The organism is uncultured Methanobrevibacter sp. (assembly GCF_902784195.1).
Taxonomy (GTDB): Archaea; Methanobacteriota; Methanobacteria; order Methanobacteriales; family Methanobacteriaceae; genus Methanobrevibacter.
On sequence record NZ_CACZTX010000009.1, the window covers coordinates 216,610 to 241,448 of the forward strand.

The window sequence follows — 24,839 nt, forward strand, 5'->3', positions numbered from 1 at the left end:
TTTGGTTTTTTGATGTGTGATGGTGATGAAATTACTAAAAATTAAAAATAATTTGAAGATTTGAAAAATGAAAAAATAAAATAAAAAAATAAAAAAGTAAACATAATCTAAAATTATTTTTTAGATTATGTGAAATTAACCATAAACAATAATGCAAAATAAAAATATTAGAAAAGAATTATTTTAAAAAAAACTAATTTAAAAAATTATTTTTAAAATAATTTTTAAATATTCTTTTTAAATATTATTTTAAAATAATATTATTTATTTCATGTTGTCTTTTTGCTAATAATTTTGCTCTTTCAATGTTAATACCATTTTTACCAATAGCTATTCTTTTATTAGAAGAATCTGTATTGACAATAGCTATTTTTTCATCGTTGTTTTTCTCAACGATTTTTATGGATTTCAACTCAGCAGGGGATAAAACATTCTTAATGAATTGAGCAGGATCTTCATTGTGCTCAATGATTTCAACTCCTCTACCAACTGCTTTTTTAACTTTGGTTACAGTGCTTCCGCCTTTACCAATAGCTAAACCCATATCACCGTTTTTAACAACAAAGGTAACTTTGGAATTTTCATCATCAAGTATGCAATCTTTTACCATTGCACCAGTCATGCTCTCAAAGAGAGCTATAAAACGGATTTCATTTGCATTAAATTTAATAGACACAAAATCTACCCCATTTTTTCTAAGATAGTAGAATCTCCTGGATCGTTTATGATTAAAGTAGCTACAGTGAAAGGTTTACCGCAAACGGAACCTAAGTCTACACTAGTTCCTTCATATACAATGAAAGGAATTTCAGAGAGATTTGCATAATATTCTACATCTTCTAAAATTTCTTTAGGACTGTTAGCTGCAACAACTGCAAGTCTACCTTTACCTAATTTTAAAGATTGAATAGATTTTTCTGAGCCGAGAGTGACATCTCCTGTGTCTACTGCAACTCTTATTCCTCTTTCTATATCCATCATCTGCCTCCTAAATTTTAATTTAAAAAGTAATAGTATAGAGTAATTTAAAGTGCTATTAATTTTGTTAAATAATAAAATTAAATAAAAATTAGAATTTAAAAATTTGAAATAACCATATTAATCTAATTAATAATTAAATTAAATAAAAAATTGAATAACAATTAAAAATTAAACTAACACTATATAATATAGCATTTATGATATATAAATATTATTAAAATGAATATCTAATTAATCAAAAAATTCTTAAAGTTAATTCTGTTTATTGATTTCATTAATTACTTTAAATTTATCAGTGTATTGAGATATAATATCACTGTATTCTCCTTTATTCTCAAAAAATATTTTAATAGGAATAGCCAAGGAAACAAAAGTAATATGTTTAACTTTTTGAATATCCTCCATAGCAGAAATATCTTCTAAATCACCACGGGCAGTGTTTGATTCAATTCTATCAACATTAAATTGGATTTTAATCTTTTCTTTTAAATCATCATCAATGAATTCATTTAATATTTTAATAATATCTTGAGCAATTGATTTACCAAAACTTAGTTCAAATAAAGCATTTTCCTTTTCTTGATTTTCTTTAAATGAATCTAAAATTTCATAAATATCATCAAAATTTTGATATCCTGATGGAATAAATTTTTCTTGGACAATACAAGAACAATATTCATCCATTAAAAAAGCATTCTTAAATTTCAAAGAAGCTGCAACAACTGCTTCTAATCCATCATCTTTTTCAACACCTAAAACATAAGCCATAATATTTTCTAAAATTTCGGCAAGTAAATGGTGAGTTAATTCCTTTAAAATATTCAAAATCTTTTGTGAAGAGTTTAGTCTCTCATCAACTTTAATTAAGTTAAATCCATAACTACTATCCCCCTCACCCTCGATTTTAGATAAAATTGGTGTAAAACTTAAAGCAATATACATAATCCTTTTAAGAGGGAATAAATCCATTTCATCATACTCAGAATCACTTATTAACTTAGCATAATTAATTTTAGCACTAGCTATGATATCATTAATAACATTTTCATACTCATCATAACTTAATGAAGCAGAATCAAGTTTATCTATAGTTTCTTGACCCAGATACTTGTCAAAGCCACCGAAACTAAGATCAAATTCATTTCCACAATTTATACAAAATTTTGCAATATCTGGAGATTCTTCTCCACAATGAAAACAAGTTTTAACCATAATACCACCATTAGAATATTAATTTTTAATTGGATTTCCACAAGTTTGACAAAATTTCGCTCCAGAATCTATTCTAGATCCACACTTACTACAAAACTTAGAGTCTAAAGAATCTTTAGATTTAAGTCCCATTCCCCGTGATTTAAAACTTTTTATAGAATTTAGAATAGTATAAATATCATCTTCAATGAACAATTTTTCTTTCCCATTAAAAACTATAAATAAAACTGAAAAACCCAATTCTGGAATATTACAACGATAACGAATATTTCCAGATGCATCATCTTTAGTTTTTATTATAATTCTTTCTTTTTCTTCAAAACTATAACGATGAATATCTAAAATAGAATCCCCATCTTCTTTAATAACTTCTTCAAATTTGGAGTTAGGAATTCTATCAGTGATAAAAATTTCATTAAAAACTGCAAAGACACTAATCAAACCTAAAAGTGTTCTCTTTTCAAAAGAAGCAATTATATCAAGTTCTCTATGTTCATCTGTTGTGTTTTCAACATAGCCCTCTGGATAATCAAAACTTATTTTATCATTTTTAAAAGTTACCATAAAACTCCTCATAAAATATCATAACTAATTCATATAATTTAAAACAGAAATCTAATCCTTATGTTTTTGTTTAACTGAAGAAGAACCCTTGCTCATAGGTATAGCTTGGCCAACAATAATATTTTCAATAACTCCAGTTAAATCATCAACTTCCCCCCTTATGCTTGCATTGAGTAATTGCTCACCAGACATCTCAAATGCTGCACGAGCAAGTACGCTTGATTTATCACCACTAATACCATAACGGCCAATGGATTTTACAATACCTTCAGAAGTCATCGCATCTGCAACAATCATAATATGCCTAATATCCACATTCAAACCCTGGTCTAAAAAGACAGTATGAAGTTCGTTAATAATAGCGTTACGTGCAGCTTCAATACCCAAAACAAGTTCAATCTCATGAATATCATTAGTAGTAGATCTTACTTTATCTATACCCTCAATTTTAAGAATCGCCCTAAGATTGGAACCTTCTGTTTGGATAACCCACTCAGAATCAACAGAACCGAGTCCCGCTTTATAAACAAAAGCTTTGCCAATACCTCTAATGCCACTAATCTGCAAATCACGGATAATGTCTGCAAGATCCCTAAGCTCACGAATAGAGCCATTTCGAGATTCAAAGAATAATTTATCCCCTTCAATACCAACTTTCCTAAAACGTCTTCCAATATGATTTATAATATCATAATAATCTAATCTTCTATTAGCTATTTTTTCCTCATCAAGACAAGCTACGACCCAATTATTAGCATAATCTAAACTAAAGTCAGATAGTACATCATTTAATGAACTTTTACCAATTCTGCTTGCGATATTCCTGACGAATTCCTCATCGTTTTTGAACTCGTCCTCAAAATAAATAGTCATAGTAGGATTAGAAATTAATCTCCTCGCATCCAAAATTTCAATAGCCCGAATAAGAGATTTTTTACCATTTACACTATAGCCTCTATGCTTATTATCATACAACATCTGAGTAAATGCTTCACCAATTGATTGGCCTGCAATAATTCCTACAGCTTCCCCCTCTTCTGCAGCCTCCCTTTCTAAGGATTCTTGAACTTTAAGAACTAAGTTATTTAATTCGCCATCGGTTAAATCCCTTCTAATATAAACTGATGCCAAATCTTCAACAAGCTTTTTGGGAAACTGAAGATTATTCATTTTTAATACATTTTCAACTATTAATATAGCTTCAACCATTTCCACCATAAAAGCACCTAACATATTTCCAAATATCAAAATTTCATAAAAAAACTTTATAAAAAGTAAAATTAAACTGTTAATAAAAATTATTTTTATAAAAGTTTTTAATTAAAATTAAAGTATAATTATTTTCGAGTAATAACCCCAATATTTCTCTTTTGAACAGAATCCTCCGATTTTCTACGTTCATCTAATGAAGATAGTGGATTAATAACCTTTAAAACCAATTCATTGACAAAATCATTAGACACATATCTATTTTCAATTACTCTTTCTCCACGTTTAATTAAACTATCTGCCTGAAGTTGATTTTTAGTATAAACCCCATTATTCTTATAGTCATTGAAAATAGTGATATAGATATCCACATTTAACTCCAAAAGCAAATCTATGAGTACATCTTTAATACTTTCTAAAGTTTCAATATCCTGCTTATTTATAGCCTCATCATAATCTTCTTTAAATTTCTTAAAATAAATTTGTTGTTTTAAATCCTCAGATTTTTGAACCAATGGGTCCACATTTTCAATTAAACTTTCAATATCTTCCCGCAAATCATTAATTTTCTCTTCTTTAGATATGACATCATTAATTTCATCCAAAGAATAACCAAATTCTTTTATTCTTTTTTCAGCGCTAGTTTGTGAATCCCTATCACTTTCAGCCGCATTGATTAAAGATTCAATATCATTAATCATATTCTCATTGATAATTTTATTGAAATTTTCATCTGCAACATCAACATTCGGAGCGGAAACATATCTCTGTTGTAAGTCATAAAATCTATCTTTTTCATATTCGAACTTCTCTTTCAATTCCGAAATGGATGAAACATAAACATTCCCTATGGTTATAGCATCTTGTTCTAACATTAAATCAAAGATAGGAATTTCTGCAGAAAACTCGATGATATTAGATTTATCAATATTTATGGTAATTTCAACTTCACTATTTTGAGGTAAATTTCTAGGAATGTCTTTACCACTGATTTTTAGTTTTCCAATAAGGGTATTTTTATCCGCTTTAGGTTTATTACCTTCATATAAAGGTAGTTCAAGAAAGTTTTCCAAACCCTTTTCAAGAGTATCCTCAGTGTAAAATACCACAGTATCTTTAAATGGAAGTATGCCCCCTTCTCTAGCAAAATAGAATAAACTATTATCCGCTAATCCTAAGCCAACATCCTTAAGCAAAGTAGGTTCAAGAGCATTAACTGAAATAATATATTCAACAGAATCCGGAGATTCTGGAGATATTTTTAACAATTGCCCTTCTGAATTAGTTAATTCAATGTTATAGAGATTTATTCCATTTTCCTCATAAGCTACTAAGTCCACATATCCAACATTATTGTTCAAACTGATTTTTCCAGAATCAAAACCAGACTTTTTACTCTTAAATTCAATATAACATCCATCTAGAGTTTCACCTTCAGGTGCAACAACCTCGTAAACAACAGAAAATTCATCCGCAGTACCCATTGTTTCATAATCGAGTTTGATAAAATATTCGTTATTGCTCAATACCACATCTTCAAAAGATTTAATTATATTTCCAGCCGCAATTGCTGCACCTCGAGCTACAACAGTGATTGGATCAATACTGCTGTCTAAAGGAATATTGAATTCTTTTGTTAAACTTTCTTTAATTATCTGACTTTTAGTAGAGCCGCCCACAAGAATAAGTTTATTTATGTCAGAAGCTGACAAATCAGCCTTGTTTAGTGCAGCATGACAACTATTTATAGAACGATTAATATATGGCTTCATAATTTCCTTTAATTCTGCAATAGTAATATCATATTCAAAATCTATCCAGTCACCATCATCCGTCAATAAGAAATCATCAAGTTCAACATAATAAGCACTATTTTTTGATAAATGAATTTTTGCTTCCTCAGCAGCTAGTTTCAATTTTGCAAACTGTTTTCTATATAACATATTATTCCTATTAAAATTAGAAAGCCCGTATTTATTAACTATGGCTGGAACAAAAATTTTGTCCACAATATCCCAATCAATTAATTTACCTCCTAAGCTTTCATCACCTTCATTGGATATTATTTCAAAATTATTCTCAAATTTACTAACAATAGCAACATCAAAAGTACCTCCACCCAAATCATAAATCATCCAATAGCCATCATCAGTTTCATTTTCTTTAGATGATTTCTGTGCATAAGCTAAAGCAGCAGCATAAGGTTCTTTGATAATATGGCATTCCTTAAATCCTGCAATTTTAGATGCCCTTTCAGTTGCTTGAATTTTTGGTTGATTAAAATCAGCAGGGACAGTAATTACTATGGAAGAAAGCTCCTCACCATATATTTCCCTAGCATCCATTTTAAGTGATTTTAAAACTTCAGCAGCCAACTCTTCAGCCAACATATCCTTATTGGCAGCTTGAAAGTGATAAGGATTTGTATCTCCCATTCTAAGCTTAAATTCTGCAAAGGCATCAAAAGGATGGATGAGAGTATTTTCTTTAGCTTTCTTACCAACATGAATAAGTTCAGTACCATTTCTCATCTGCAAATATACTGCAGAGGGAGTATAATTCATTGAATCATTTGTACTATTAGGAATTACAATAGCTGTCTTCCTATCGTCCTTCCCATGAAATTTTACAATACAAGAAGTAGTTGTTCCTAAATCTATTCCATAATCAATAGTATTTGTTCTAGCCATATTATCCTCTTTTAAAATTCAATAATATTTAAAAATTAATTTAGTTCTGTGGTTTTGTGAGAATTACTTCACCTTCCAAAATTGGTTTTTCACCATAATAAATTGATGGTTTAACCGTCTCAACCATAATTTCTTGAACTTCAGAACTTTCAATAACGTCCAATATAGTTACATCTGAAGAAAGTTTATATTCATCTTTCATATCATCATACTCCTCAATTCTTAATCCCATTTTATTTAGAAGAATTAAAACACGCTGGTATTGTTTATAAGATTTATTATCCTTTTCAAGAGTTCTACCCATACGCCAAATGTTATATATTACAACACCATAATCCCCCAAAAATTTTTCAAATTCGGTCTTTTTTTTCCGATTTATATAAGTAAGTTTAAGAATGGCATCATTTTTTTCTTTAAACTTTTGTTCAGCACGAGTTTGAAGAGACATGTATTTCGCTGTTAATTCAGAATTTTTTAATCTGAAATCCTCAGACAGGGTTTGGCATTCTTTGATTTTTTCTCCAAGAATTTTGTTTTCCTCTTCTAAATGTCCAATAGACCTTTTAGACCTATTTAAATCATCTCTTCTCTTACTAATCTGAATTTCTAAATCAAGATTATTCCTTTTCAGCAAACTGTTTTGTTCTGTTAATTTACTATTTTTTCTCTTTAAACTAATATTCTCTTCCACTATATCGCTTAATTTTTTCTCCATATCTTCAGAATTTAAAACTTTCTCAATCTCATTTTTTTCATTTTGTAGTTTTGAAAATTGTTCTTCATTTTCTTGTAAAAAATACTGGGAATTATTCCTGAAAGCAGGATTATCTTTAGAATAATCACAATCATATTTAAAAAATTTAATAATGGAATAAATTTTTATTTTTCTCTTAAAATCAGAAAAAGGAATAAAGAAACCATATTTCCTGACTTTTATTCCCTTTAATTTTTTTTCCAAGTCTTTTATTTGATTTTTAAGAGTTTCATCCCCTTTTAATGATTCATCGTTACTATACAAATCATTATATTCTTTAAGTTTTTCCTCTAGTTTTTTCTTCTCGTCTTTTTTCTCTTTAATGGTATGTATCTTATATTCATACCCCATTTTTTCAGCTAAATCTTTAAGGGGTATAGAAAGGGAATAGTCAAAATTTTCTAATGCCTTTTGAATATTTTTATTTACAAACAGATCTCCCTCTCTTTTCTCAAAACCATATTCTAAATAATCGAAATAACCATTTTTTGCAAGGTCTTTAAAATATTTATCAAAATATGAAATAACATCATCATCTTCTGAATATTTCTTAGTACTATGTAGTTGAGGATTATCTTTAAAAAATTTATCATTTTTTTCGGGATCAGTTAAATCTCGCAATATCAATAAATAAAATGATTGAATATACTCACTTGAATCAATAGACCCCTCAAATTTAGAATCAATTCCTCCAATTTGTTTTCCATTATTTTCTTCTGATTTTTGATTATTAGACATGTTTTTCCTCCATTTAACAAAAAATTAAAAAATATTTTTTATAGTAAAATATTATAATTTTTACAAAAAATTCTAGGATGTTGAATGCCTAGTTAACATTTCATATTTTTTAAAGTTTAAATTTTGAACATATAATTTTTTTGATATCTTTTCATAATTTTTCAATGAATCCATATAGGATTCAGTTAATATTTGAAAACCTACTTTGAAAACTTCTTCAGACACATTTTCATAATTTTTTGTTTTGTTGATGTATTTTAAAATAGTCTTCTTATCACAACCAATCTCCAAATATTTATGAATAAACTCAATTATCAAATTAATGAATGATTCATCATAATCAGAGCAGGATACTGTTTTTAAATAACTTTCAATCCGATTAATATTATCATCAGTGCGTTTAAGACGAATTTCATTGAAATCAAACAATTTAAAACTATAAAAAATAGAATTAACTAATAACCCATAAAATAAACGAACCTCATTAGTAGTATCTTGATGATTTACTTCTTTGAAAATACTTTGTTGTTTGCTCCATAAAGAACTAATATATTTATCCCTAACTTTTTTAACTTTAATATTATCCGGATTAATATACAACATTATATTTAATAAAGAGGATGCATTCCTCATTAAAGAAATAGAATTAATAGTATTCTGTTTAAACTCTTCTTTTTTAATTTTTTCAGAAGAGAATTCAAAATTTTTTATAATTGCATCAAATTTATATAAAAGAAAATTCAATAAATTATCATTAATTATTTCAATCACACTATCATCAAAATTAGAGTATTTGATCATATCTATAAATTCTTTAGCTTCTTCTAAATTATTTAATTCGATATCCTTTTCAACAATTCTCAAATATAATGATAATATAACCTTAGGCAGGTCTTGTAAATTTTCCTCAATGAAAGATTCTTTTAATCTAGATTTTGGTAAATTATTATATCTTTCTTTAACTAATTTTATAAACCCATTACTCTCAGAAAGAGATAAACTCCAATAATTTAAAGCTTTTCTAGAGTATTTTAACATCTTTTTATTGTTTTTATTAGTTATGAACAAATCTAATGCTATAGTATGATAAAAAACTGCCAAATTATGAGCTGAAACACTGACATCATTTAAATCTTTCCAATATTCAACAAAATTCACATAATCCTGATTTTCTAAAAAATCCCATGCTTCTTCATTCTCAAAATCATCCAAAGCAGTTGGCCAGAACCAGAAAAGTTCATCAATGAAGCGAATTTTTTGATTATTTAACCTATTATTTGCTTCCTGATACTCTTTATAAGAAGGGTATGGGATAACCGGCAAATATAAACCATGAGTTAGATTATCCAAATATTCAAAATTATCCTGTCCAGATATTCTTTTAAAAGATTCTATTTTCCTAAATTGTTTTGAAAGTTCACTTTCAGAAACTGTAATTAACATATTTAGTAATCTAAAACCATTTTTTCTATAAATATTAATATCAACATTATCTTCAATCACACTCATTACCAACACCTAAAATAGAACTCATTTAGAAAAAATCAAAGTTCTAGCAAAAATATCCCTATTCAACATTAATAACCAATTTATTGTCTAAAATACTTAGTTTAAGATTGTCTCCCTTCTTTAATTTTTTATCAATAATTAAATCAGAAATAGGGAGTTTTATAATATTATCTAAAGATCTGTTAAGATTTCTTGCACCTAACTTTTTATCAAACTCAGTATCTGCTAAAAACTTCAACACCCCATCATCCATAATTAATCTATTATTATTTTGTTTTAGGAAATCTTTTTCTAATTGTTTAAGATATAATTCAACTAATTTTTCAGAACTTTCTTCACCTAAATCATTAAATTCAATAATATCATCAATCCGATTTATAAATTCACGTCTAAAATGATGATCTAAACTGTGTAAATTTTTATTGGAGGTCATAACAAATATACAATTTCTAGCATTAACAGTAATGCCTGTAGAATCAGTCAATCTACCCTCATCAAAAAGTTGTAAAAATAGATCAAAAACTTTTTCATCCCCTTTTTCAATTTCATCAAATAGAATAATAGAGTAAGGTTTCTTTCTTATGGCATTTGTTAATGTACCTCCTTCTCCATATCCCACGTAACTTGGAGGAGCACCTATAAATTTTGTGGTTGAATTGCTTTCATTATATTCAGACATGTCAAAAACTTTTAACGAATTTTCATCACCAAAAAGAAATTTAGCTAATAGCTTAGCCATATATGTTTTACCAACCCCTGTATTTCCTAAGAATAAGAAAACTGCTAATGGCTTATTAGGGTCTTGGATGCCAGTATGTGCCATTTTAATTCTTTTTGAAACTTTTGTTATAGCTTCATCCTGGCCTACAATATTATCTTTTAAATATACTTCAATATCTTTAATTTTTTCTAATTGTGATGATTCTGAAACAATAGGGATGCCCGTTCTGATACTTACAACATTTCTAACATCTTCTTCATAAATAATACTTTTTGATGAATCAGTTGCATATATCCTAGCCCTAGCACAAGTTTCATCAATGACATCTATTGCTTTATCAGGTAAATTTCTATCAGTAATATACCTAACAGATAAATTAACAGCAGCCTTAATAGCTTCACCGGAAATTTGAATTTGGTGTGTATTTTCATAAGATTCTTTTAATCCATCAAGAATTTTAATAGTTTCTTCAGGAGATGGCTCTTCAACCATTATAGGTTGAAATCTACGTCCAAATGCAGAATCCTTTTCAAAATTCTTTTTATATTCACTATGAGTAGTAGCTCCAATTAATGAGATATCACCATTCGCTAGTGCTGGTTTTAACATATTTGCAGCATCCAAACTACTATTTCCTGCACTACCTGAACCTAAAATAGTATGGATTTCATCAATGAATAAAATTACATCAGGATACTGTTTTAATTCAACTAGAAGTTGATTAATTCTCCTTGAAAATTCCCCCCTATATCTTGTCCCAGCTTCTAATGAACTAACACTAATTTCAATGATAAATTTATCTTTTAACTTATCAGAAACTTCCCCTTTAACTATTTTCAAAGCTAAAGCCTGAACTAAAGCGGTTTTACCAACACCAGGTTCCCCTATAATCAATGGATTGCTCTTTTTTATTTTAGTAAGAGTTATCTCTAATTGTTCTAATTCTTTTTCTCTACCTACTATTGGACTAAAGTCCCCCTTTAGAACAGATTCATTAAGGTTTTGACCATATTGTCCTAAAAATGAATCTTGAGGAAGAGAAAGGGTGTTCTTGGCTTTAATTTCATTTTTTTCAAAAGTAGGAATTTTGTTTGGTTTTAGAATTAAATTAGAATTTACTCCACATTTTTCCTTAAATTCATCAATATTTACATTAAGTTTATTAAAAAGACTATTTAAATTTGAAGTTGGGGATATTAGAAGGGCTCTTAAAATATGAATACAACGAATATTGCTTTGTTCCTCTGAAGATAAATCTTTAGCTTTAAATAATATTTCATGACATCCTCTAGTTTTTTTAACATCATTTAGAGTTTTCCGTTTAGAATTTCCTTTACCTATTATAGATTTTAATTCATGATGAATACTCTCAAAACTTAAATTAAAATGATTCAGAATTGAATTTATTTCATCATATTCATATTTTACAATATTAAAAGTAGTTTCATCAATATTAATAGAAAATGCATTATTTATGCTAAAAATTCCCAAAAGTAACAAATCTTCTGTTAAATATTCATTTTTAGAAGACCATGTTTCTATATTTGCATATTTTAAAGCTACTTCAGAACCTTTAGAAAGATTTAAAACCATAAAATACCCCCCCAAAACTATTATAAATTTAAAATAATTATCTCTTAAAAAAAAAATGTTTTACCCATATAAATCTTTGATTTTATAAATTTAAATAATTATCTATTTATTCCAAATAGAAAATGAAAAATTTTAATTATTACTATGATTTTCCAATGCAAATTTCAAAAAATGAATATTTTTTTAATAAAATCTAAAAAAGTTATTTGGATAAAAAGTATATGAAAAACAATACAAAAAATAGAATAAAAAAAATAAAAAAGAAAAAATAAATTAATTTATTAATAATTTCTTTTTAGAGAAATGTCATCAGTAAATTAACCATTATTTCTTTCTAAAACTTCATTTCTCATTGTAACACTTACAGAACCAGTACCAAGAGGTATAGGCTGACCAATAATAATATTTTCAATAATACCAGTTAAATCATCAACTTCTCCTCTAATACTTGCATGAAGTAAATGCTTGCCAGTTTCTTCAAATGCTGCACGAGCAAGAACACTTGATTTTTCACCACTAATACCATGTCTACCAATAGATTTAACAACACCTTCAGATGTCATCATATCAGCAACTAACATAATATGCCTAAGGTCTACTGACAAACCTTGATCTGACAAAGTAGTATAAAGTTCGTTGATAATAGCATTACGAGCCGCTTCAATACCTAGAACTTCATAAATCTCATGAATATCGTTAGTAGTGGATTTTACTTTATCTATACCTTCAATTTTAAAGATTGCACTAAGATTAGATCCCTCAGTATGTAAAATCCATTCTTCATCAGTTTTACGAGTAATAACTTTACCAATACCTTTGGTTCCGCTGATTTGCAAATCACGAATCTTATCTGCAAGAAGTCTTAATTCTCTTATAGAATTTTTAGAATTTTTAGAAGGTTCAAAAGTTAAAGAAGTTGAAACCATATTATTACAAACTTTAGATATAAATTCAGCTAATTTAGGTACGGAACCTTTTTTATCCTTAGATTCTACCTTATAAAACCTATTAATAACTTCTTCTGCACCCAAAACTTCAATAACTTTTTCTCTATCAACAAGACCTAAAACTTCTTCTTCCCCAACAACATCGATAATCTTATCACCACTAACTGCACGAATAACATTTTCCTTATCAATAAGCTTAGGAACCTTATCCTTATTAATGGCATCCAAAACTTTATCCTTTGCAGCGACATCAATAATTTTTTCTTTGGTAATTGATTCAAGGATTTTATCTATATCTAAAAGTTCATTTAATTTGTTTTTAGGGATTTCGCTAATCAAATCATTAAGATGGTCCTTGTCTTCAAGTTGAGGAACTTTACCTTCTCCGAGAATGGTTTTAACACTTCGATCACCCTCAAGATCAGGAACAGTACCATCATCAACAAGATCAGGAACAGTAACCTCACCCTCAAAATCAGGAGCAGTACCATCATCAACAAGATCAGGAACAGTAACCTCACCCTCAAAATCAGGAGCAGTACCATCATCAACAAGATCAGAATCCACAACCTCATCAGTTTCCTGATTTTGCTCATTTTGGACAAAATCTTGTAATTTTTTAGAATCTACAAAATCAAGAATATCCTCATCATCAACAAGATCAAGAATATCCTCATCATCAATAAGGTCAGAAAGTTTATCATCATCAATAAGCTCTTCTATATTATCCACAAAATCAAGAATATCCTCATCATCAATAAGATCTAAAATATTATCTTCATCAAAAAGATCAAATATTTTATTATCATCCACAAAATCAAGAGGATTATCATCACCAATAATATCCAGAACATTACCCTCATCGATAAGTTCAAGAACATTATCCTGATTTAATAAATCCTCATCAGAAATACTTGAAATTGAAACTTTTTTATCTTCATCTAATTTAATTTTTTTACTCAGATTTTTTAAGTTCTTATTGTTTAAAGGTGCTTTTTCTACCAATTCATTTGGAATATTACAAACTAAATTGTCATTAGCCATTTTGAAAGATAACTCTGGGATATCCTCAAAAGCATCCTCCATTTTTTTGATGACATCATCCTTTTTAAATTTAGATCCTATTTTATTCTTATCAAAAGGTAATATTAAATTTTGATTTTGATCAACCATAATTAAAATTTCACCATTTTTATTCTCTAAAAGAAAATCATAAAGAGGATGGTCCTTAATATCCACATTTTTAAAAGCTTTATGAAGACGTTCTAATATGTCTTGATAATCAAGTCTTCTTTCCTCTATTTTAGAATCATCAATAGAAGTTGTGATATTATTTGAAGCATAATTTATTTTAAAATCTGATAAAATATCATTTAAAGTACTCTTACCAATTTGATTTGCGAGAGTTCTGACGAATTCTTCATCATTCTTGTACTCATCTTCAAAGTAAATATCCATAGTAGGAGTAGAAATCTTTTTCCTAGCATCTACAATTTCAATTAACCTAGGAAGCCCAAGAGTTACGTTTAACTCAGCTACCCCAGCATAGTGAAAAGTACGCATGGTCATCTGAGTACCAGGTTCACCTACAGATTGTGCTGCAACAGTTCCTACTGCTTCACCAGCTTCAATATAAGATCTTTCATGAGCTTCGTCAACTTTAAGCACCAGTTCCTCTAACTCTTCATCAGTCAAATCTCTTTTTATGCAAACTCTTACCAAGTCTTTAATGTAACTTGGAGGGAACTTGATTTCATTTTTCTCAATTACTCCCAAAACCTTAGGAATTGTTTCTGGAACAAAATCAGACTGTTCCATACTAAGTTCATCTTCAAGAGTTAGAATTAAATATATTAAGTTATCCTTAGAATATTCCATATCATTAACTTCAAGTTCCTTGTCAACAAGAACTAAAGTATTTAACTCATTGTATGTTAACTTGTGTTTAATGAAAGTCCTTGCATAGTCAACAATAGCAGTTTCAGAAATATCAAACTCATTATTTTCAGACATTTCCTCTACAAGAACAATACTGGAAATCACTGCATCCAATTCATCATCATCCAAATCCCCATCACTGTAGAGTTGGGATAAACGGATTTCATAAATTTCAGTTGAATTGACTTTATTCTTTTTAAAAGCTTTTTCAACAGTTTTAATGGAGTCAATCAAATCATCTAATTCTTCAATACTTAACTCCCCATCATCATAAGACTGTTGGAAATTTTCTATAAAATCTTGAGAAAGATTAATCTTATTCTTTTTGAATAATTCTTCAACAGTGACAATTGCTTGAGAATCTTCTTTTTTATCAGTCATATAATTGCCTCCTAATTATGCTTTCTCCATTCCTTTTTCAGCATTTTTACTTGCTTTAGAAAGGTCTTTATCTTTAAGTCTCATTTCATCAATAAGTTTGTCTAAGTTTGCTACATCACCAAAGTCACTTTTTGCAGGGTCGATACCATCTTCACCAAATACCATTTGAATAATTTGACCATTATTATTAGAAACTAATCCTTCAGACCTAACATTTAAGTCTTCAAGTGCATTTACAAGTCTTCTTTGCATGTAACCGGATTGTGCTGTACGAATAGCAGTATCTACAAGACCTTCTCTTCCACCCATAGCGTGGAAGAAGAATTCTACAGGATCCAATCCTTTTTTATAACTAGAATGTACAAATCCTTTTGCTCTTGCTCCTAACTCATGTTTTCTAAAGTGAGGAAGTGGCCTTGCCTGATACCCTCTTGTAATACGTCCACCACGAACAGATTGCTGCCCTACACAAGCAGTGATCTGAGCGAGGTTCAACATAGACGCCCTTGCACCTGTACGAGCCATAACTACAGAGTGGTTTTCAACAGCCATCACATAATCATAGGAGTCCTCTTGAGATTGTTTACCCATGGTAAGGTAACCTCCTGCAATTTCCCCTGCTGTGTCCCTAGCTTCCCCAAGAACTTGAACAATACGCATTTCCAAGGTTTCTTCTGCACTTCTACCTGGTAAAGGTTGGAGCAATCCTTCATCATAAGTTGCAATTAACTTATCTACTTCTTGTTCAGCCTTATCTAAGTGAGCGTCAATAACCTCGATTGCCTCTTCTGGAATTTCCTCATCATTAGTACCAGTGGTAATACCTGTTTTCATGATACCGCAGATAGCAAGGTCAGTGGATCTGTCCAAGAATTCTTTTGCACGAGATGGTCCGTATTCCTTAACGATTGTGTCTAAGATTTTACCTGAGAAGGAACCGTATGCTGCTTCGTCGATAGCACCATGTGTTAATTGACCATCTTTAATTACTACAAATGCATCGTATTGGCAATCTTCCTTAAGACAGGTTTCACATTTTCTACAGATTTCAGCTTTGTAGTTCATGTTAAGGTCATCTGGAAGCAATAAGCTGAATAACTCTTTTCCAGTCCAATCACGGTTTTTACGTTTTAAATGTTTTTTATCAACATATTCGTTGTTAAGAAGATGTGATTTTCTAATCATTTGGAAAGCGTCATCTTCACTAACAGTGAAACCATCACGAGTTAAAAGGTAAGCTCCACTAATGTGGTCGTGAATAGCACCGATAATTGGTCCACCAAACCTTGGAGATAATATGTGTTCCTGTACTCTCATCAAGGATTTAGCTTCAGCACGGGATTCATCAGTTTGGAAAACGTGCATGTTCATTTCGTCTCCATCGAAGTCTGCATTGTATGGAGGACATACACAAAGGTTTAATCTGAAAGTCTTGTAAGGCAATACCCTTACTTCGTGAGCCATCATACTCATTCTGTGAAGGGAAGGTTGACGGTTGAATAAAACAATGTCCCCATCTTTAAGATGTCTCATTACAACATCACCGTATTCAAGGTTCTCAACTACCAATTCCCTATTGTCATCCAAGACTCTGACTTTCATCTCTTTGCCATTGATGGTCTTTTTGACGTAGTTTGCTCCAGGGTGAACGTTAGGACCATTTAAGATAGCTTCTTTTAATTCCTCAATGTTCCATTCGTTTACGTAAGTAGGTACGGTTACCTCTTTTGCAATCATTTCAGGAACACCGACTTCATTAATACTGATATTAGGATCAGGGGAGATTACGGTACGTGCTGAGAAGTTTACACGTTTACCTGAAAGGTTACTTCTGAATCTTCCTTCTTTACCTTTTAATCTTTGAGCTAAAGTCTTTAATGGTCTTCCACTTCTGTGTCTTGCAGGAGGTACACCACTTGCCTCATTGTCAAAGTAAGTAGTTACGTGGTATTGGAGTAATTTCCAAAGGTCCTCTACAATAAGTTGTGGAGCACCAGCATCCATATTCTCAATCAATCTTTGGTTGATTCTTAAGATATCAACAAGCTTATGAGTTAAGTCATCCTCGGATCTTTCACCAGTATCAAGGGTGATTGAAGGTCTTACGGTTACTGGAGGTACAGGGAGTACTGTGAGCACCATCCATTCTGGACGTGCAACTTCAGGGTTTACACCTAAAACATAAGCATCTTCATCTGGAATACGTTGTAACTTTTCACGTACTTCAGATGCTGTTAAATCATAATCCTCAGTTATTGGATCACCATTGTCATCTTTGATAACTTCACCATTTTCATCGTATTGCTTGCGAACTTCAATAATATCAATAGGTTTGACAATCTTGATGTCTTCCTGTTCAGCACCACAATGAGGACATACCTCTTTGGTTTTTTTATCTTTACAGATTTTATAAACTTCTTTTACGAGTTCTTCTACGCTTTCACCTGCTTCTTGGAGTTCTTCCATCTTTTCAGTGTACTCTTCGATTTCATTATCATCCAAGAGTACACGTCCACATTCGCTACAGGTGGAACGTAGGATTTTATGAATGTCATCACCGAAACCTACGTGGATAACAGGTCTTGCAAGCTCAATCATACCGAAGTGACCTTGACATTCCCCACCTTTTTCACCACAAGTACGGCATTTTAAACTAGGATCAATAACACCTAAACGAGAATCCATCAATCCAGATTCAATTGGATAACCATCCTCATCGTAAGTGTCTGGTCTTTCTATCTTAACAACAGACATTTCCCTAATCTGTTCTGGTGACATTAATCCAAAATTAATTCTATCAATTTTTTTAATAATTCCTTTCAAAATATTGGCTCCTTAAAAAATTTATTTTTATTTCAACACCTTATTTCTTAAGCTTTGTCCCCAAGAACTAATTTAGGGAAAATACATAAACTTTTAAGTTCATCTAATAATAATTTGAATGCATATGAAATTTCAACAGGATAAGTTTCGCTGTCGCCACAAATTGGGCAATACATCTTGCGTTTATTCTTATCATAAACCGCTAACATTCCACATTCATTACATACAACTGCTTCATACTTATCGGATTCATCCAATAATCTTTCTTTTAATGCGAGAGCAGCACCATGTGCAATGAGACAGTCCCTTTCCATTTCTCCAAACCTGAGACCACCTTCACGTGCTCTTCCTTCAGTTGGTTGTCTTGTAAGCACTTGTACTGGACCAGTGGAACGTGCGTAAACCTTATCAGTTGTCATGTGGTGTAATTTTTGGTAATATGCAACACCTACAAAGATTTCAGCTTCAATACGTTCACCAGTTACACCATTGTATAATGATTCACATCCTGCTGATTCAAAACCGTTTTCTTTAAGAGCACGTTTGATTTCACCTTCAACAGTTTCATTGAATGGGGTACCGTCCATACGATGCCCTTCCATACATCCTGCTTTACCAGCTACCATTTCCAATACTTGTCCAACAGACATCCTTGAAGGGATAGCGTGTGGGTTTACAATAATATCAGGAACTACACCATCTTCAGTGAATGGAATGTCATCTTGAGATAAGATAAGACCTACAACCCCTTTCTGACCGTGTCTTGATGCAAATTTATCACCAAATTCCGGTTGTCTTGTATCTCTTACTCTTATTTTAGTTAATTTGCTTCCTTCAACAGTTTCTGTTAAGAGCACAGCATCAACAATACCCTTTTCACCGTGTCTTACAGTTACGGAAGTTTCTCTTCTTTTTTCTGCAACAGTACCAAACTCGTCAATTTCTCCTAAGAATCTTGGAGGGGAAGTCTTACCAATCAATACATCACCAGATTCAACATGGGATTCTGGGTTAACGATACCGTCTTCATCTAAGTTTCTGTAGGATTCTTCACTGCGGTATCCTTTAACTCCTTTTTCTGGAACTTCGAATTTATCTTCTTGTCCACCAGGATATCTTCTTTCAGATGCTTCATAAGATCTGAAGAAACTGGATCTGCCCATACCTCTTTCAAGAGAGGATTTATTGAGAATCATTGCGTCTTCCATGTTATATCCTTCGTAAGACATGAGAGCTACAACCAAGTTCTGACCAGACGGCCTTGAATCATAATTGATAGCGTCAATAATTCTTGTTTTTACGATAGGAGTTTGAGGGTGGTGCAATAAGTGTGCACGAGTATCAGTACGTAAAGCATAATTTGATACATATAAACCTAATGCTTGTTTTGTCATCCCTGCTTCCATAGTGTTCCTTGGAGAGGAGTTATGGTCTGAAAATGGAATAATTCCTGCACAAATACCTAACATAGTGGATGGGTCGATTTCCAAATGAGTGTGGTCTTCATTTAATTGACTTAAATTCATTGCAATATAGGAATTTTCTTCTTCTTCAGCATCCAAGTATTCTAAAATACCTTTTGCAAACAATTCATCCCATTTTAATTCACCGTTTGCAATAGCTTCCATATGGTCATCTGTAAGTGCTGGCTGACCATCATAAACAAGGATTAAAGGTCTTCTTGCCCTTCCAGGGTCTGTGAAAATATAGATTTCGTGATTATCCTCATAATAGGTAATGTTCATCTCATTATTGATTTGACCATTTCTTCTTTTATCACGCATTTCCTTAGTGAATTCTTCAGGATTATCGCAATAACCAGTTAGTTTACCATTAATATAAATTTTAGCTCTTACCATAAAATCCCTCCGATTAGTCTATCATCTCTACATCCATGTCTCTAATGATGTTTACAAGTTTTTGGTCTTCTTCTTCTTCAAAACCTTCAGAGATTTTACACATTAGAGCTAAATTCTTTACTAATCCACAGTTTGGTCCTTCTGGTGTTTCGTTTGGACAAATCTTACCGAATTGAGTAGGGTGCAAGTCCCTAGCTTCAAAGTGAGGTTGACTTCTAGTAAGAGGAGATACAACCCTTCTTAAGTGAGAAAGTGTTGCCATGTAACTTACTCTATCTAAAAGCTGGCTTACCCCAGCTCTTCCGCCTACCCAATTACCGGTAGCAATTGCATGCTTGATATTTTCAGTTAAAACATCAGAACGGACAGCTTGCTTAATTGAAAGTTCCTTACCTCTGGATAAGCTTCTTTCAAGTTGGTAGCTCATATCTCTTGTTAATGAAGAGAAAGCCACTCTGAATAAGTCTTCCATTAAGTCACCGGAAACTCTTAATCTCTTATTGGTGTAATGGTCCTTATCGTGAGGTTCTCTTTGACCTTCAATTACTTGAAGCAACATTTCAGTCATTTCAGCTAAGTAAATAGCTTTATCATAACGTTTATCAGATTCAATACCCATATGTGGCAATAAGTATCTGTCAATGACATCTTCAGCACGTTTAATTCTGTACTCTTCAGTCATTCCTTTAGCTACTCTATTACCAATGTATTTAATAGCAGCCATTCTTAAGTATTCTTCTCTTTCTTCATTGGTCATTTCTGCCATTAACTCAGAATCCAATTTCAAGTCTTTTTCAGACACTTGGATATCGTCTGCAATATACATTTGGAAGTTGAAATCATCAGAAATCTTTGTAATGATTTCTTGGTCAGTTGATAATCCTAATGCTCTAAGCAAGATCACTAATGGAATTTCTCCAGGAACATATGGGAAAGAGATTCTTAAGAACACACCGCTTTTACGTGGTTTTTTGTATTCTAAAGTAATTCTTGCTCTGAAACCACTTTTAATTGAGGTTACAATAGCTTTTGCATGTCTATCTTCAGGCTCATCAATTCTTTCCAAGATAATTTTGTTAGGAGCGATTTCCTCCATAGTTACAACAGCTCTTTCAGAACCGTTTACAATGAAGTATCCGCCTGGGTCTTTAGGGTCTTCCCCTTTTTCCATTAATTCCTTATCAGTGAGCCCATGTAAATGACAAATGCTGGATTTGAGCATGAGAGGCAATTCACCAATGTACACTTCTTCCAATTCTTCCTCTTCATCGCTGTTATTGTCATGCAATGCCATTTCCAAGTACATGTGAGCAGAATAGTTTAAATTTCTAAGTCTTGCTTCTGTAGGATAAATCATACTTTTAGAACCGTCTGCTTCTTTGGTGAAAGGTTTTTCAATTTTTATTTTACCTGTTCTAAGAGTATAGTTTCCTTTTTCGTTTTCAATAGTAATTGGTTCAGTGATATCAATAATCTTTTGTATACGATTTTCAACAAAATCGTTATAAGATTTAATATGATGGTCTACAATATCATATTTATCAAAAAATGAATCTACTAAACCCCATGTCTTATTTTTCATTTAATATCTCCAAAATAATACAGTTAGATTAAATATAAAATTATTAAATTATTGAATTTAATATTTTCTTAATTAATTGTTCTTAATGTTTTATTTTTGATTATTTTCTCCACTGACAAGTCTATATGTCACAAATATACCTGCAGTTTCGCTTTTACGAGTTATTTTTAAAACTTGACCTTCTTCAGCACCAATAGCTTTAGAAACAGGATCATTTACTTTAATTTTTGGAAGTTGACTAATGTCATAATCAACATCTGCAAAAATCTCTTCAATTTCATCATCAGACAAAATCTCGTGCTTAGGAACAGCACTATGGTTTAATATATTAAATGCCAAAATATTCCTCCGATAAAACTTTTTAAACAATTTGTAATAAAATAACTTTTTTCTAAATGAAATTTCTAATATTAATCATAATATAAACTTTAAATAAAATTTAATATTTTCATTAATTTTTTACAATCCCTTACTTCTTCACCATCATAGAATAGATCTAGTTTATATCAAAATTAGATAATGCAAATTCATTCATAAATCCAACTAACAAATCAAATATAATAAATATTTTGATTAAAATGCATGATTAAAATGTAAAAAATAGATAAACACTTGAATTTATGAAATTAAACATTACCCCCAATTAAAAATATAAATAAATCACCCAATTCTAGTAGAATAAATTCTAAGTCAAATACAATATAAATTTAAATATGATTTAAATAAGACATTAAAGTTAAAAAATCTTCGAAAAAATGTTAATTTAAAAATTTAAATTTAGTAAAGTTAATAAATAAAAAAAATCAGAGCGGGCCCGACGGGAATTGAACCCGCGGCCGCTTGGTTAAAAGCCAAGCGCTCTGCCAGACTGAGCTACGGGCCCTGATACTTAACTTATAGTTAAGCGCCCTGGCCGGGATTTGAACCCGAGTCGCGGGCTCGACAGGCCCACATGATAGCCCCTACACCACCAGGGCAAACTATGTGAGTATAAATTATACTCATTAAAATAATATATTTATTATTATATATAAATGTTTCTACCTATCGTACTTTGAAATAAATTGAAATTCAAAAAATCAAATTTCAAAATAAAAATCAATACGATAAAATAGATATAATAATAAAATCCCGACTGCCGGACTTGAACCAGCAACATTTGGATCTACAGTCCAACGCTCTGCCAAATTGAGCTAAGTCGGGTAGATACAAAGTGGGACCACCCGGATTTGAACCGGAGTCTCAGGCTCCCAAAGCCCAAAGGATCGACCAAGCTACCCTATGGTCCCAACAATATTTATACAACATACTTATTTTATATTACCATAATATATAAATGTTTTGGTAAATCATATAACTGATTAGTAAAATTATATAACTGATTAAATAAATCATATAACTGACTCAAATTACAGAATCATATTATATAAAGCCCCGGACGGGAATTGAACCCGCGACCACGAGATTACAAGTCTCGCGCTCTACCAGACTGAGCCACCGAGGCAATGAAAAATTAAAAAGAGAATCAATATCCAAATGGAATGTTCGACATAGGAATATTCCATTAAAATATTCAACAATAGTAATTAGTAAAATATCATTTAAATAGTTTACTATTGAATCTATTTTCTTTAAATTAAAATAAATTAGAAATAGAGAAAATAAAAAGAAAAATAGAAAAAGTGAAAAAATCAAGAAAAAATATTGCAATGAATGCAATAAAAAACGAAAAAAGAAAAGAAATTAAGAGAAATAAATTTCCTTTAATTTTTTAGAAGCCTCTTTTGGATCTTCAGCACTCATTATTGCACTGACAACTGAAAATCCTGCAATGCCACTATCCTTCAATGAACTGGCATTTTCTACAGTGATCCCACCAATTGCCACTACAGGAATATCAATTGAATCTACAATTTCCTTTAATTCCTCTTTTGATACTGAATCTGCATCATCCTTAGTTGCTGTAGGAAAAACAGCACCAGAACCTATATAATCTGCACTATCATTCTCAGCTTTTTTAGCCTCTTCAACAGTTGAAGCAGAGACACCTAATATCTTGTCCTCGCCAATTATCTCACGAGCGATATCTGCAGGCATATCATCTTGGCCAATATGAACACCTTCACTATCAATTGCAAGTGCAATATCAATTCTATCATTAATCAACAATGGAACACCATACCTGCTGGTTATTTCCTTAACTCTTAAAGCCAAGTCATAGAATTCCTTAGTTGAGGCAGTCTTTTCACGAAGCTGGACTACAGTGGTTCCGCCTTTAATGGCTTCTTCAATAATATTTAAAAATTCCTCATCAGTTTTATTCCTTCGGTCTGTAACCAAATAAACTGAATAGTCAATATCCTCTTTTTTCATTTAACCAACTTTCCTATTTATTAGATGTGATACCGATGTTATTTAGATGTTGATTTCAAATAAATTAGCTCTTTCCACCAATTCTTCAGCAGTTAATTTATACAGATTGTCAATTAATAATGTTCTGAAACTGCCGGTACCCAAATCATTCTTCCTTACATAATCTGCAGCATTTTCACCTGCAACTGCCATCAATGCGCATGCAGTAATTCCACCAATCAATGGATTATTAGCACCAACATATGAACCCATAATGGTAGTTAACATACATCCACTACCAGTAATAAGGGGCATCATCTCATCACCATTCTCAAGACAGAAGGTCACATCACCATCTGAAATAATATCAATAGGTCCGCTTGCAATAACAACAGTATTTAATTCCTTAGCCAATTCTTTTACAAGCAATCCATTAACAGCCAAATTATCCTTAGAAATAACATCACTTGCTGCTACATCCACTCCTTTAGCTACAGAATCATTGCTTTCATCAAGATTAATCAATTTAGTAATGGCTTTGATTTCAGACATGTTTCCTCTAATTAATGCAAGAGGATAATTTTCAACAATTTCCTTTGTCATGTCATTTCTAAGAGCGCTTACACCTGCACCTACTGGATCAAATATGATAGGTTTATCGATTTCCTTAGCTTGGTTTGCACTGTTTCTCATCAATTCATTCTGAGCTTTGCTTAATGTTCCAATATTTATTACAAGAGCGCTTGCAATATTTACTATTTCTCCACCTTCTTCAGCACCATTGGACATGATTGGTGATGCTCCAATAGCTAATGCTGCATTCGCACAATCAGTAACTGTAACAAAATTGGTAATGCAAAAGGTCAAAGGAGAAATTTCCTTTACATTTCTTAAAGCGTTTTGAAATCCGTTTAATGCGTTTTTTACATTTTCACTGTCAGCAATTATAATTTCATCTGTCATTTTATAACCTTTAAAATCTTAAA

Annotated in this window: 16 protein-coding genes and 5 tRNA genes; all 21 read right to left on the bottom strand. The window is 31.0% G+C overall.

The window, feature by feature from the left end; genetic code table 11:
• Positions 1–244: 244 nt before the first annotated feature.
• The 21 genes from QZU90_RS08025 to thiM all read right to left on the bottom strand — a co-directional run bounded on the left by QZU90_RS08025 (position 245) and on the right by thiM (position 24,816).
• Positions 245–676: a NusA-like transcription termination signal-binding factor gene (locus QZU90_RS08025; protein WP_296856559.1), complete on the bottom strand. Its 432-nt coding sequence runs from the start codon at positions 674–676 to the stop codon at positions 245–247.
• A gap of 5 nt (positions 677–681) precedes the next feature.
• Positions 682–981: a 50S ribosomal protein L30e gene (locus QZU90_RS08030; RefSeq protein ID WP_296856561.1), complete on the bottom strand. Its 300-nt coding sequence runs from the start codon at positions 979–981 to the stop codon at positions 682–684.
• A 252-nt stretch (positions 982–1,233) separates the two neighbouring features.
• Entirely contained in the window at positions 1,234–2,193 is a 960-nt protein-coding gene (locus tag QZU90_RS08035; RefSeq protein WP_296856563.1) for a zinc ribbon domain-containing protein, read from the bottom strand.
• An 18-nt stretch (positions 2,194–2,211) separates the two neighbouring features.
• Positions 2,212–2,757, bottom strand: coding sequence for a zinc ribbon domain-containing protein (locus tag QZU90_RS08040; protein ID WP_296856565.1), 546 nt, complete (start codon positions 2,755–2,757; stop codon positions 2,212–2,214).
• 51 nt (positions 2,758–2,808) lie between these two features.
• Complete coding sequence (locus tag QZU90_RS08045; RefSeq protein WP_363142482.1) at positions 2,809–3,975, bottom strand: DNA-directed RNA polymerase subunit A''; 1,167 nt, start codon at positions 3,973–3,975, stop codon at positions 2,809–2,811.
• 119 nt (positions 3,976–4,094) lie between these two features.
• Positions 4,095–6,656, bottom strand: a complete 2,562-nt coding sequence (locus QZU90_RS08050) for an Hsp70 family protein (RefSeq protein ID WP_296856566.1) — start codon at positions 6,654–6,656, stop codon at positions 4,095–4,097.
• A gap of 40 nt (positions 6,657–6,696) precedes the next feature.
• On the bottom strand, positions 6,697–8,148 hold the full coding sequence (locus QZU90_RS08055; protein ID WP_296856568.1) for a hypothetical protein: 1,452 nt from the start codon (positions 8,146–8,148) through the stop codon (positions 6,697–6,699).
• A gap of 72 nt (positions 8,149–8,220) precedes the next feature.
• Entirely contained in the window at positions 8,221–9,657 is a 1,437-nt protein-coding gene (locus QZU90_RS08060; protein ID WP_296856570.1) for a hypothetical protein, read from the bottom strand.
• 58 nt (positions 9,658–9,715) lie between these two features.
• A complete protein-coding gene (locus QZU90_RS08065) occupies positions 9,716–11,971 on the bottom strand; it encodes an AAA family ATPase (RefSeq protein WP_296856572.1) in 2,256 nt (751 codons plus the stop codon).
• 317 nt (positions 11,972–12,288) lie between these two features.
• Positions 12,289–15,237, bottom strand: coding sequence for a hypothetical protein (locus tag QZU90_RS08070; protein WP_363142483.1), 2,949 nt, complete (start codon positions 15,235–15,237; stop codon positions 12,289–12,291).
• 15 nt (positions 15,238–15,252) lie between these two features.
• Complete coding sequence (locus QZU90_RS08075) at positions 15,253–18,060, bottom strand: DNA-directed RNA polymerase subunit A' (protein ID WP_296856574.1); 2,808 nt, start codon at positions 18,058–18,060, stop codon at positions 15,253–15,255.
• A gap of 47 nt (positions 18,061–18,107) precedes the next feature.
• Positions 18,108–19,919 carry a DNA-directed RNA polymerase subunit B gene (gene rpoB / locus QZU90_RS08080; RefSeq protein WP_296856576.1) on the bottom strand — a complete coding sequence of 604 codons (1,812 nt, stop codon included), beginning with the start codon at positions 19,917–19,919 and terminating at the stop codon, positions 18,108–18,110.
• A gap of 13 nt (positions 19,920–19,932) precedes the next feature.
• Positions 19,933–21,501, bottom strand: coding sequence for a DNA-directed RNA polymerase subunit B'' (locus QZU90_RS08085; RefSeq protein WP_295607821.1), 1,569 nt, complete (start codon positions 21,499–21,501; stop codon positions 19,933–19,935).
• A 90-nt stretch (positions 21,502–21,591) separates the two neighbouring features.
• On the bottom strand, positions 21,592–21,840 hold the full coding sequence (locus tag QZU90_RS08090; RefSeq protein ID WP_292776391.1) for a DNA-directed RNA polymerase subunit H: 249 nt from the start codon (positions 21,838–21,840) through the stop codon (positions 21,592–21,594).
• Positions 21,841–22,310: 470 nt separating this feature from the next.
• A tRNA-Lys gene (locus QZU90_RS08095) sits at positions 22,311–22,384 on the bottom strand.
• A gap of 22 nt (positions 22,385–22,406) precedes the next feature.
• Positions 22,407–22,478, bottom strand: a tRNA-Asp gene (locus QZU90_RS08100).
• Between the two features lie 152 nt (positions 22,479–22,630).
• Positions 22,631–22,704, bottom strand: a tRNA-Tyr gene (locus tag QZU90_RS08105).
• Positions 22,705–22,715: 11 nt separating this feature from the next.
• Positions 22,716–22,790: transfer RNA gene (locus QZU90_RS08110), tRNA-Pro, on the bottom strand.
• Between the two features lie 141 nt (positions 22,791–22,931).
• Positions 22,932–23,005: transfer RNA gene (locus tag QZU90_RS08115), tRNA-Thr, on the bottom strand.
• Positions 23,006–23,244: 239 nt separating this feature from the next.
• Positions 23,245–23,874: a thiamine phosphate synthase gene (gene thiE / locus QZU90_RS08120; protein WP_295607827.1), complete on the bottom strand. Its 630-nt coding sequence runs from the start codon at positions 23,872–23,874 to the stop codon at positions 23,245–23,247.
• A 42-nt stretch (positions 23,875–23,916) separates the two neighbouring features.
• Positions 23,917–24,816, bottom strand: a complete 900-nt coding sequence (thiM, locus tag QZU90_RS08125) for a hydroxyethylthiazole kinase (RefSeq protein WP_296856579.1) — start codon at positions 24,814–24,816, stop codon at positions 23,917–23,919.
• Positions 24,817–24,839 lie beyond the last annotated feature (23 nt).